Here is an 11966-nt window from a genome sequence, read left to right on the forward strand (position 1 = left end):
CCTGGTATGAGGATTGCCAAACTGGTGCTAACCTGCCCCGCTGACTGAGTTTTGCTCCACGGTAGACGGGAATAGCGATGATTGATCAAGAAAAATCAGGTGGCATACAGGTGATCGCAAGGGCTGCCGCCATCATGCGCACGTTGGGAGATCACCCCAAGGGACTGAGCCTGGCCGGTATCGCAAGGGCGGTCGGCCTGGCTCGCTCTACGGTGCAAAGAATCATCAACGCCTTGGTGGACGAGCGACTTGTAGAGCCGCTTGGCCCAGGTGGGGGGTTCAGACTTGGATCGGCGCTTGGTCAACTGCTGAATCGCACTCAGTCAGACATCATTTCCGTTGTTGGTCCGGTACTGCAGGCTGCATCGGAACGAATGCAAGAAACAGTCATTCTTGCTGCGTTGGCTGGCGATAAAGTGTTTATCTCCTACTGTGCCGTTGCCCAGAGAGAGCTACGTATTGTATTCCCTGTGGGTATGCACGTACCTCTCCATGCTACTGCTGTAGGAAAAATCTTCCTCGCGCAACAGTCGGAAGAAATGTTATCTACGCTGCTACCGGAGCAGCTGGAGCGCTGTGCCCCAATGACGCTTGATCGATCTTCTCTGTTGAAAGAAGTCGAAGAAGTTCGTATGAAATCGTTTGCCACTGATGATGAGGAATACGTTGAGGGCGTGTCCGCCCTGGCCTTGCCAGTTTATACCTATCTTGGCAATTACGCAGTCGCGATTTTAGCACCTTCAACTCGAATGGGGCGTCGTCGGAAGGAATACATGGATGTCTTGCAAGGCATCAAACTGGAGGTCGAGAAAAATATCGGGACAGGGTGTTCAGTATAATTGATTGCCCATGTCCTCTTCTGGGTATGAAAAAGGTCGAGCTATGTCGACCTTTTCTTGCGGATAACGCAACCGTTTTAGCGGTACGTTACTATTTACCTTGCAGGTTTTCCTTCGCCCAATCACGGGCGGTGGTCACGGCAAAGCCGTGTTTATCATTAAAGGTTCCGGCTTTCGGCCATGCCACGCCGCGGCCTTGCGCAAACACTGCCCGATATTTTTTTATATGGTGGGTCGGATCTTTTTTCAGCTCGGACAACAGGTACGGTACAGTCCACTCATTGCGCTTGAACGGGCGGCCCAAAACCTCCTCAAGAATATCTGCGACTTGACCATAAGTGACGGTGTCGCCGGAGAGGTACACAATTTCGTTACGGAAGCGTGGCTCGAAAAACACGATCTCGGCGGTCATTGCACCAATATCGTCCGGCGTCGTAAGTGTCACGCTGTTGTCGAGACTCCCCAGTGCATTGAGTGTGTCATGCTCGAAATCAACAACTTCGAATACGGGCTCGAACAAGAAGCTAGTGAACATGCCGGTTGAAATGATTACCCACTCGGTTTTATCCTGGGCACGCAGGAGTTCCCGGACATCCAACTGAGCATCGAACAAATCTTGTGGGCTGCCACGTCCAATTACTTCAAAGTCGACACCAAACTGCCAGGGGAAGTAGCGTTTGACGCCCGACTTGAGTGCTGCCTTGGCAAGTTTCATCGGGGTTTCTCGACCTGCCACCATACCGGCGCAGCCGATGACGGTGTCGTAACGCGAGAACACCACCGCCAGTTCCTCGATGGAGTCGGTGATCAAATCTGCAGCGACCATTTGAATGCCAAGGCCGCGCAGTTCGTCGATTTCTTTGCGTTTTGTCGGGTCTTGTGAGTTGATGGTCGACTCACGTAGTAAAACACTTATGCTGGAGCCGGGTACGCGGTCTGCTACGCGTGCTAAGTGGCGCAGAACGGCGGAGCCTAATTCGCCAGCGCCTAGTACTAGAATCGATTGTTGTTCGGCTTGGGTTGTTGAAGTCATATAAATCCTCTGTTCGTTTGAGTATGATGGGTTAAGGATTGCATGACCGGCACGGTTATGGAAGAAGGTACATCGGTGATACCGGGAGCTAATGTTATGAATGTTGAAACTCTTCAAGATTCTGAGAAGATCTGCAAAACGCTGAATGAGGAGGACGACGGGCTGCGCCGTGAGATACTGGCCCATGCGGGCAGCCGTTGGTCATTGGGGATTCTTCATTTCCTGGGTGTTTATGGCCGCATGCGTCATGCCGAGATCGGGCGACAGATGGTCGGTGTTACCCAGCGTATGTTGACGCGCACGCTCCGCTCGCTTGAGCGAGATGGACTTGTAAGTCGGTACATACAAGAGACTTTTCCTCCAAAAGTCGAATACGAACTCACGCTGCTTGGGAAAGAGCTGCTGATCAAGATGACACCCATTTGGACTTGGGTTGTCGAACATGTCGATGATTTTCGAGAGGCGCGAAGAAAATTCGATATTGAAGGTGGAGAATTACCACCGTGGCAAAGCGCTGGAGCAGATGAATAGCTCAGGCTTGTTAAGTATGCATTGTGTACTTAGAGGACAGCCCCGCTGATGGCCATGTGCCTTTGAGGCTACCGTCCGTCACGGCCAAGTAGTAACGGTTTAAAAGCGTTCGTTTGACGGGTGACGGACCTTCATTTACGCTAGGTCGCTTGTTGTTCAAGGTGACGGCGTAGTGAGTAGACACGTTAACTGCCTTGCCGCGCCAGTGTATATATTCTTCGAGTCAGTGTGGTGTCCGGCGACTGAGAGATGTAATTGGTTTGTGCCTGGATTAATCGGTGTTTATTTTTGCCTCAGGACTGATGATGTCTGGTTACGGAATACGGTCAGTTGAAAAAGCTTTCCTGGTGCTAGAGGTTATTCGCGATGTCGGCGGAACCGCGAAACTTAGAGATATCGCGCTGGCAACAGAAATGAGTGTGAGTACAGTGCACGGTATTCTGGATACGCTAGTGGCACTTGGGTATGTAATTAGGCAAGGGTTGGATTACAGTATCGGCATACGCCTGCATCATTTGGGTAAGTCATCGGAGCAACGCGAGACTGAATTGCTACGGCTGTTTGAACCTGCCCTGCAGGCAGCAAATAGATTGTGTAAGATGACCACCATATTGGCGGTCGCTTGCGGTACTAAAACTTATGTATCCCTAAAAGTTCTCGATAAGATGGGCAGTGAGGAAGCGCGTCGGGAGTTGTCTGATGCACCCATCACTTTTACCGCTATTGGTAAAATATTCTTGGCGCACGACAGTGCGCTGGCGCGAAGAATAAGCATCCAAACGCCGATAACGTTCGATATGCAGGAAGAGCTGAAGCGGGTTCGTGATCAGGGGTGGGCTATCGAGGACAGCGACAGAAGCCAGGAGCGTTGCCTGGCTATACCCCTGCGTTATAAAGGCGCTCTCGTGGCAGCGCTAGGCATGAAGTGTTTGGCAGGTGACGCATGTGGAATAGATTTGGAATCTCTGGCGAAGCGTATAATAAACGAACTGTACCCGCTGTTGAGTTTGTGATCATTGAAAAAGCCACCTCAGCAGACGCCGAGGTGGCTTTTTTTAAAACTGGACGCCTTTAGACAGGCCGCCATCGATCAGGAAGTTAGCTCCAACGGTGAAACTCGAAAGGGGGCTGGCCAAAAAAGCGGTCGCCGTGGCGATCTCTTTGGGCGTGGCCATCCTGCCGGTTGGGTTGGCGCGAATGAACTCAGCGAAGACCTCGGGTTGCTCGCGTTCGATTTTTCCCCATACACCGTCTTCAAAATAAACGTTTCCTGGGGAAATTGTATTGACGCGGATCCCATCTTTAATGAGCTTCAAAGCCAGCGTTTTGCCATAGTGGATCAGCGCAGCTTTGAAGACGCCATAAGGTTCGGCAAAAATATCGATATCGCGGCCTGATACGCTGGAGATGAGTACCACCGCCGCGTTTGCAGACTCTTTTAGGTAAGGCAACGCCGCATTCACAAATTGAACGGTGCCGAGCAGATCGGTCTTGTAGCCTTTTTCCCATACTTCCATGTCGGGGCCGGCAAGCAGGGCACTGACGTTAGGCACGATTATATCGATCCCACTCAGTGCATCGGCAGACGCTTTAACCCAGTTTGCCACTTGGGCGGGATCCGTTACGTCAACTTGCCAACCGATACAATTGCCCCCCAATTCGTCCTGCAGCCGGGAGACTGTCGCGGCGTCACGTGCGCAGAATGAAACATGGGCACCTTCTGCTAGGAATGTTTCAACGATCGCTCGACCGATCCCCCGGGTGCCGCCGCTGACCAAGATTTTTTTTCCAGCAAGTTCCAAATCCATCATTAGCTCCACGTAGGATTGAGTTGCTGATTATCCTAATGGCAAAAATTCCGGCGTCTACAGAGCCAGCGAATAGACGAGGGAATTTCGGCAGTGTCGAAAGATGCGCAGTCCATTCGTTATCAAAGGTTGATCTCACCGTGGTGTGGCAGGTTTCCACTGGATATTGCGCCCCTTTGCTCGCAGCCCTTCACTGCTCTTGGGCTTTTTCTTCCCATGCCAGCTAGCACACTGCAGGGACAGAGGAGCAGCTTGGTCGGCGCTGGGCCGCCCCTCTGGTGGCACCACGCACGAATCAACGTGGCGTCTATATGTACTGGAAGTTGCGGTCGGCGGTTGACAACAAGGCCATGCTCGCAGTTGCGGTTTAAGGAAGTGAAGCAACTGCCGATCCCGTCATCCTCCCGCTACAATGCTGCTTTCTGTATAGGCGCGCTTGCTCTCCGGTGTTTTCAACGCTTCGCGGTCACGAATACGCTGCTCGCAAGGATAGGTTTCAGGCGTAAGCAGGGTGGTAACGACCGTGACCAGCGCCATGCTACCTAGGTAGAGGGCGATGGGTTCAGGTACGCGGTAATGGGCGAGCAACGCGGTGGCGATGATGGGCGCAAGTCCACCACCGAGCACTGAAGCGATTTCCCTGCCGATGCCTAGGCCGGAAAAACGCAGGCGGGCAGGTAGCAATTCACTGATGTACGATGGCTGAGCGCCCTGGAGAAGGCCCAGCACCAAGCCATTGGCCACTACCAGGCCAGTTACGATCACCCACGGTACGCCTGACTCGAACATCAGGAAAAACGGGTAGGAAAATAGCAACATGGCCACAGCGCCCGCCAGGTACACAGGTTTTCGCCCCAACCTGTCGCAGGCGTAGCCTGCCAGCAGCGTGCAGGGGATCTGCAGCACCATTGAGAACGTCAGCGCCCCCAGCACAAAGCTATTCGACAGGCCGAGAAATTTACCGTAGGCGATCGAAAAAGCGAAAAAGATCCACGATCCGCATCCTTCCCCCAGTCGCAATCCGAAGATCATGAGGATCTCCCGGGGATGGCAGCGCAGCACTTCCTTGATCGGGGCTTGGACAGATTTTCCCGACGCGCTGACTTCTGCAAATTCATGGCTCTCGTCCATGTGGCTGCGCAGATAAAGCCCAACGCCAATGAGTACAAGGCTGAACAAGAACGGGACACGCCAGCCCCAGGTCATGAAAGCCTCGCCCGACACGCTTTCGGCGAGCATGAAGGCACCGGTTGACATCACAAAGCCCACCACCGCACCGCAGGGTGCCCAGGCGGAAAGGCGTCCAGTCTGGCTTTGATGGGTGTTCTCGCTGATCACCAGAATGCTGCCGCTCCATTCCCCACCCGCAGCGAGCCCCTGCACCAGGCGTAACGCAACCAGCAGAATCGGGGCTGCAATGCCGATGCTCTGATAGGTGGGCAATAGACCCATCAGGAACGTGGCAGCGCCCATGGCGCTCAAGGTCAGCGTAAGCACCATCTTGCGTCCGTAACGATCACCCAAATGACCGCAGATCATGCCACCGACCGGTCGGGCGATAAAGCCGAGCGCTAGCCCGCCATAGGCTGCGATAGTGCCTGTGAGTGGGTCTTCATTGATTGGAAAGAACAGTTCACCAAATACCAGAGCTGCCGCCGTTCCATATAAAAAGAAGTCATACCATTCCAAGATCTGACCAATAACGGATATGAAAACAGAACGGACCGCGCGGGGGGAACCTGATTTGGGCGAAACGCCACTTATTGGTGCAGTCATCTTATTCTTCACCTCATAAACGACCTAATAAAAGGCACGGGCACACAGGGTTTTTTTGATATTTCATTTTGTTGACACAGTAGTTTTGCCGTGCGGACAGGGTCAAATGATCAAGCGTTATGTGCGCAATGCATCAGATGAATAAGCCTCTCAGTTGTTGTTCTGACGGCGTGAGTGAGAACCTGGTGAAAAAGTTTCCCCGGCGCCGCGCTGCCGCCGCATAATGGCTCGGCGGCATGCGCTGGGAAAGCAGCACGCTCTCGTGGGTCTAACTTTCAGTACGAGAATTTACATGACGAAACACATCAATCTGGCTACGATCGATTTGAATTTGCTTAAAACGTTCATAGCGATCTGGGAGCACCGGAGCCTGACAATAGCGGCCGATCGCCTGCACCTCAGCCAGCCAGCGGTCAGCCACGCTCTGCGTCGCCTGCGTGATATTTTCGATGATCCACTGTTCGTCCGCACAGCGACTTCAATGGAGCCGACCGATGCGGCGCTGCGCCTATCCGGGCCTATAGAACAGGCCTTGGTCATTATCCAGGGCGCCTTGATGAGTTCGTCGCGCTTCGACCCTGCAACCGCCACGCGCACGTTTCGCATCTCAATGTCAGATATGGCGCAGCTATATGTCCTGCCGCGGATCATGGAGGTGCTGACATGCCAAGCGCCAGGCGTTAGTTTGGAAATTCAGCCGCTGCCGATCGACCAACTGACCGTGGCCCTGCGCAAGAGCGAAATCGACCTTGCGCTGGGTTACCTGGCCGAGCCCACCGAAGACTGTCTGTATGAGAGTCTGCTGGAAGATGAGTTCATCTGCCTGCTGCGCAAGCATCACCCCTTGCAGACGAGCGAGCTGACTCTCCAACACATGCAGACGCTGCGCTATGTGCACGTATCGAGCAACATCACTGGCCACGGTCAGACCGCAGACGCTGCGTTTCGCAAGGTTGGTCTGCAGCGGGGCATAGCGCTGAAGGTTCCCAACTTCACGATCGCGCCCGAAATCGTCGCCAGTACCGATCTTGCCTTAGTAATGCCACGCGCCATAGCGATGCAAAACAACAAGGCAGGCGCGTTTCGTGTGCTGCGCCTGCCTGTGGAGTTGCCAAGGATATCTGTCGGCCTCTATTGCCACAGGCGTTTTTCGTCGGACTCGGGTATCGCCTGGTTGCGCACATTACTGGTGGGTTTGTTGGCGGACACGCCAGCGTCATGACGCTGGCAGACCAGGTTTGGGATTCCCCTGCCGCTCCAACCGTTCAACACTCGCAGGTATGCATGGGGTAGTGCGGGCTTTCGCCTACGAAGCGAGGCAGGCTTAGATAATCCTCCCGCAAGGCTTCTCGTTGCGGCGAAGCCAGCGCATCACGCAATCCCTGCGCCGAGTCGAACACCACCTTGTTGCGCTGCAGTGCGTTGCTACGCGCCACGGGCAACTGGCTACAATAATCGAGTCGCGTGTATACCTCTACGCTGCGTACATTGGGTAGTTTTGCCAGCAAGGGCGGATGCTGGTGCAGGTAGCGCTCGATCCAATCCGCTTCGTCTTCAACGTGCCCTGAATAGTGCACCAGATACGTCACTTGCTCCTCGCTTCTGGGCAGAATCTGCGGGACCGGACTGTCGCCGAAGCGTCGAACCAGCATCACCTGTTGCTCCCATTGGTAACCGGCCAAGTTCGAAGCTTGCACGAAGGTTCCGAGTTTCCCCTCGGTATGCAAGACCGCTTCAATCTGATCAATGGTGCTGAAGTAGAGCTGGAGGACGCAGTTTGGTGTCGCCTCGGCAGCAATGAACGGGTCGGCGTCAGGTAGCTCCAATGGCTGATGGAACAGTAATTGGGTCAAGCCCGGAAGAGCCGCAAGCTGCTCCGCGATATCCGTCATCTCCAGGTGTAAGCCGGGCTGCTGGTTATGAGCCGTCAAGAACAGGCAGTAGGTCATGGCGCGCCTCGGTCAGGAAATCGATGAATGTTGAGCGGCGCCGGATCGCTCCAGGCGGTGAAAGTTCCGTCCGAAGTAGGTCAGGCTTTCACCCTCCGCGCCGAGGTGGATATGCGCGACTTCTACGAACAACACGGAGTGTGAGCCGACTTCCTTGATGTCCACCACGTGGCCTTCAAGGCTTGCCAGTGCATCGCCCAGCACCGGCACGCCAGTGATCCCCTCGTTCCAGGCATCGTCGGCGAAACGCTCTTCAGGCGGTACGGAGGTCATGCCCGCAAAATGCCGGGCCATCCCCTCAAGGTGTCCTGGAAGAATGTTCACGCACAGCGCGCGGTTGGCCACCACGGCTGCGTGAATCGAGCTGTTGCGGTTGACGCAGACCAGGACCGTTGGTGGCATGTCGGTTACGGAACACACGGCGCTTGCGGTCAGCCCCAGGCGGCCATGAGGGCCGGCGGTGGTAATGACATTGACCGCAGCGGACAGCAGGGAAAGTGCTTGGCGGAAATCATCTTTGTTTGTTGTGGTCGTCATGATGTCTCTAGATCCGTTTGCGTAAATGAACGGTTTAATGCTGGGCGTAGCTGTCAAACGGGTCAAATTCATCTTTCGCATTGATGGTATTCGTAGACGTAATGAGCGTGGGAGTTTGAAGACTGAACAAGTCTATTCATTTGAATCATGGCCGCATGCAAGTTTTGAATTTGCTTAACGTTCAGTCTCTCCCCATGCTGATCGTAATCCCACGTCCATCCGGAGAATAAGATGAATACGCAAGTCCTTTGCATGGAGCACTCGGCAGTTTCCAGTGAGTCCGGTTTGAGCGGTAAATTACCGCTTGAAGCAGTCCTCGCTGAAGTGGCCGCCCGCCGCAAGGAGTTCAATGAACGGTCCCATGTTCCCAAGGACATGATCGAAAAAATGAAGGCTGCCGGCATCTTCCGCGCCAGCACGCCAAAGTGCTTCGGGGGTGATGCATTGGCGCCGGCCGAATTTCTCAGAATCATCGAGCGTATTTCTGAGGTGGACGGATCCACAGGTTGGGTGGCTGCATTTGGTTCCGGCAATATCTACCTGGCGTCCCTACCACCGGAAACCCAGGCGCTGATCTATGCTGGCGGGCCAGACCAGGTCTTTGCGGGCGGCCTTTATCCGTTGCAACCCGCGCGTGCGATCCAGGGCGGCTGGGAGATCAGCGGACATTGGCGTTTTGCCAGCGGTTGCAAGGGCGCGGACTGGATTGGCGTGGGCATTGGCGGTACGGCGGCAAATGGTGGCGGAGCGGGTGCCGGTAAGCCGCTGACCGCGGTTTTTCCTGCGAGTGAAGTGGAAATCGTCGAGAACTGGAATGTGGTTGGCATGCAAGGCACTGGCAGCCATGACCTCAAGTTACAGGGCAAGACGGTCGAGCATGCCTGGACTTTCACTCGCGGGACCGGGGCCACAATCGATGAGCCGCTGTACCGATACCCTTCGGTGTCCTATCAGGCCCAGGTTCACGCTGCGGTCAATCTCGGCCTGGCGCGCGCTGCGCTGGACTTGGTCACGGCCATGTCTGGCAGTACCAAAACCGTGACCGGAGCTCCGCGTCTGGGTGATCGCGCCTATTACCGAATCGAATTGGGCAAGGCCGAGGCCAAGTTGCGCAGTGCCCGTGCATTTTTCTATGAGGCGCCGGAAGCTGTCTGGCAAAGCATCCTCGCGGGCGTGCCGGTGAGCGAAAAACAAACCAACTTGCTACGTTTGAGTGCTACCCATGCCGCCCATACCTGTGCCGAGGTTATCACGATGGCGTATCGCCTTGCAGGGACTGCCGCGATCTACGACGACAACCGACTGCAATGGATCTTGCGTGACGCCATGGTGGTCACCCAGCACGCGTTCCTCGGCGAAGCCACTTATGACAGTGCTGGTGCGCTGTTTGCCGGCATCGCGCCAACCACGCCGTATCCATGATGTGCAGAACCTCAGGCTTGGCCAACAGCTGCTTTAGAATGCTGGCCCGGCCGCGGGGTCCCATGCGGGAGTGAGCGCATGGAGGTCTGGCCAGCGTCGGCGATGTTGCTCGTCATCGAGACCATCACTACCGTTGCAGTCATTTCGACCAGCCAGACCAAGGGCGCAAACGAGCTCCGCTCTGAATCCGTTTTGCCTGGCTTGCGGTGCGGGACGGGGGCCGGACTCTCTTATCCAGTCGCAGCCGTCACAGTACGGCTCAATGAGGGTTTATGGGGATGACCACTTTTTCCTTCGTAGACGGGCGTGGGCTGGATCCAGCGACTGCCCACAAACTGGTCGTAGGCTGTGTGGTGCCTCGACCGATCGCCTGGGTGACGACCGTTGATCAAGAAGGGACGGTCAACGCGGCACCCTTCAGCTCCTACAACTACGTGGCGTCCAGTCCAACCCTCATCGCGATCAATATCGAGCACCGTGATGGGCAGCCCAAGGATACGGCGAGGAACATCCGTGAGTCGGGTGAATTCGTGATCAATGTGGTGACGGAGGCCAACATGGAACTGATGCATCGCTGCGCGTGGAGCTATGGGCCCGATGAAAGTGAGGTCGATATGCTCGGCATCGAGCTGTTGCCCAGCCAGTTCGTCAATGCGCCGCGCATCGCTTGCACGCCGGTGCAGATGGAGTGCCGCCTTGACCAGGCACTCATTCTGGGCGACGGCAGCTGTACGCTGTTCGTCGGCGAAGTAGTGGCCTATCACCTGTCAGAGGAGATCTTCGATGGCAAGCATATCGATAGTGCGAAGATGCGCCCGCTGGCTCGCCTGGGTGGGCCTTTCTATGCCGGCTTGGGGGTGATCTTTCACCGGCCTATCGTGCAGTGAAGACCAGTGAGTGCGGTTCGCTTGTGTGACTGCAGTTGGTCTGCGCCAAGGGCAAGGATGCCCTCATGCTTGCCCTTGGCGCTTGCCAGAGCAAGGGAGCTCGGTATGCCGGTCGTTTCGGGGGTTACCGTGGACGTGAAGACATCGCATCAGGCCTCTGGCGGTCACCACGCCTCATCTGCGCAAGGTTTCGAAGATGAATTCCCTGAACCACCGATTGCCCGCGTCAGCGTCGTAGGCACCATGCCAATGAAGAGTGGATTCGAATCCTGGTATTTCCACTGGTAGCGGATAGATCATGAAGTCTTCGGAATGGTTCAGGTCATGGGCAACGCCCTTGGGTAGGGTGACCATCCACCCTGTATGACTGAGTATCTGCGGCACTACTGTGAAATGCGGGACCCGCAACGCGATGTGGCGATTCAGGCCGCGTGCGACCAAGGTGTCCTCGATGGCCACGTGGCTGCTATCGGTGGACGTGACGCTGACATGGGAGAGGGCAAGAAACTGTTCCACGCTGATCGTATCTGCGGGAAGTCCGTCTCGCTTGCGAGTCATGCAGGCGTATTGTTCATGAAACAGGGATTTATACCGGGTTGTCGGTTTTAGCGTGGACAGGTTGCCAATGGCAAAATCCAGCTGCCCCATGCGCATCCGCTCGACCACCATGGCGATGGGCACCAACTCCGATGACAGCTTGATGCGCGGCGCGAGGGTCTGAAGTCGTTTGCACAGTGCTGGCAGGAACACCTGTTCGCCGATGTCTGACATACACAAACGAAACTCGCGGTCGCTGGTGGCAGGATCGAAAGGTTCGGTTTCGTTCAGAGCGTCACGCACAGCCGTCAGCGCCCGTCCGATCGGAAGGGCAATACGCTCGGCAGTCTGGGTCGGCAGCATGCCTTCCGGCGCGCGCACGAACAGCGCATCATCAAATAACTTGCGGAGTCGATTTAAGGCATAACTTACAGCCGGTTGGGTGATCCCCAGGCGTCCCGCCGCGAGGGTCAAACTGCGCTCCTCCATGATGGCTTGAAAAACCCGAAGCAAGTTCAAATCCACGTCATTCAAATTGCGCATGCGGATAAATCTCGTTTATAGACTATATAATTGTTATGAATTTGACTTATAGATTACACATTCATAGACTCCGGAACAACTGCAAGGCGATTTAACAATCTGAG

Annotated in this window: 12 protein-coding genes; 6 read left to right on the top strand and 6 right to left on the bottom strand. The window is 55.3% G+C overall.

Annotation, left to right across the window (positions count from 1 at the left end; genetic code table 11):
- The first annotated feature begins 77 nt into the window (after window positions 1-77).
- Window positions 78-839 carry an IclR family transcriptional regulator gene (locus D906_RS16375; protein ID WP_027615607.1) on the top strand — a complete coding sequence of 254 codons (762 nt, stop codon included), beginning with the start codon at window positions 78-80 and terminating at the stop codon, window positions 837-839.
- A gap of 91 nt (window positions 840-930) precedes the next feature.
- Here D906_RS16375 and D906_RS16380 read toward each other — a convergent pair whose 3' ends face one another.
- The gene (locus D906_RS16380) at window positions 931-1872 is read right to left on the bottom strand and encodes an aromatic alcohol reductase (RefSeq protein WP_027615606.1); all 942 of its coding nucleotides are present in this window, start codon (window positions 1870-1872) and stop codon (window positions 931-933) included.
- Between the two features lie 96 nt (window positions 1873-1968).
- Between D906_RS16380 and D906_RS16385 the strand changes: the two genes are divergently transcribed.
- The gene (locus tag D906_RS16385) at window positions 1969-2403 is read left to right on the top strand and encodes a helix-turn-helix domain-containing protein (RefSeq protein ID WP_033694697.1); all 435 of its coding nucleotides are present in this window, start codon (window positions 1969-1971) and stop codon (window positions 2401-2403) included.
- Window positions 2404-2681: 278 nt separating this feature from the next.
- Window positions 2682-3416: an IclR family transcriptional regulator gene (locus tag D906_RS16390; RefSeq protein ID WP_081741873.1), complete on the top strand. Its 735-nt coding sequence runs from the start codon at window positions 2682-2684 to the stop codon at window positions 3414-3416.
- 42 nt (window positions 3417-3458) lie between these two features.
- Here the strand turns inward: D906_RS16390 and D906_RS16395 are convergent, their stop codons facing one another.
- On the bottom strand, window positions 3459-4211 hold the full coding sequence (locus D906_RS16395) for an SDR family NAD(P)-dependent oxidoreductase (RefSeq protein WP_027615603.1): 753 nt from the start codon (window positions 4209-4211) through the stop codon (window positions 3459-3461).
- Window positions 4212-4607: 396 nt separating this feature from the next.
- On the bottom strand, window positions 4608-5987 hold the full coding sequence (locus D906_RS16400) for an MFS transporter (protein ID WP_050591045.1): 1380 nt from the start codon (window positions 5985-5987) through the stop codon (window positions 4608-4610).
- Window positions 5988-6279: 292 nt separating this feature from the next.
- Between D906_RS16400 and D906_RS16405 the strand changes: the two genes are divergently transcribed.
- Window positions 6280-7209: a LysR family transcriptional regulator gene (locus tag D906_RS16405; protein WP_027615602.1), complete on the top strand. Its 930-nt coding sequence runs from the start codon at window positions 6280-6282 to the stop codon at window positions 7207-7209.
- 43 nt (window positions 7210-7252) lie between these two features.
- Here the strand turns inward: D906_RS16405 and D906_RS16410 are convergent, their stop codons facing one another.
- On the bottom strand, window positions 7253-7936 hold the full coding sequence (locus D906_RS16410) for a hypothetical protein (protein ID WP_027615601.1): 684 nt from the start codon (window positions 7934-7936) through the stop codon (window positions 7253-7255).
- Window positions 7937-7948: 12 nt separating this feature from the next.
- A complete protein-coding gene (locus tag D906_RS16415) occupies window positions 7949-8473 on the bottom strand; it encodes a flavin reductase (protein ID WP_027615600.1) in 525 nt (174 codons plus the stop codon).
- A 252-nt stretch (window positions 8474-8725) separates the two neighbouring features.
- On the opposite strand from D906_RS16415, the gene D906_RS16420 reads away from it, so the two are divergent.
- Together D906_RS16420 and D906_RS16430 are read left to right on the top strand one after the other, a co-directional pair.
- The gene (locus D906_RS16420; protein WP_027615599.1) at window positions 8726-9895 is read left to right on the top strand and encodes an acyl-CoA dehydrogenase family protein; all 1170 of its coding nucleotides are present in this window, start codon (window positions 8726-8728) and stop codon (window positions 9893-9895) included.
- 278 nt (window positions 9896-10173) lie between these two features.
- A complete protein-coding gene (locus tag D906_RS16430; protein WP_050591044.1) occupies window positions 10174-10782 on the top strand; it encodes a flavin reductase family protein in 609 nt (202 codons plus the stop codon).
- Between the two features lie 174 nt (window positions 10783-10956).
- On the opposite strand, the gene D906_RS16435 is transcribed toward D906_RS16430, so the two are convergent.
- On the bottom strand, window positions 10957-11862 hold the full coding sequence (locus tag D906_RS16435; protein WP_027615596.1) for a LysR family transcriptional regulator: 906 nt from the start codon (window positions 11860-11862) through the stop codon (window positions 10957-10959).
- Window positions 11863-11966: the final 104 nt, after the last annotated feature.

The sequence above is a fragment of the Pseudomonas sp. LAIL14HWK12:I1 genome (assembly GCF_003202095.1).
Taxonomy (GTDB): Bacteria; Pseudomonadota; Gammaproteobacteria; order Pseudomonadales; family Pseudomonadaceae; genus Aquipseudomonas; species Aquipseudomonas monteilii.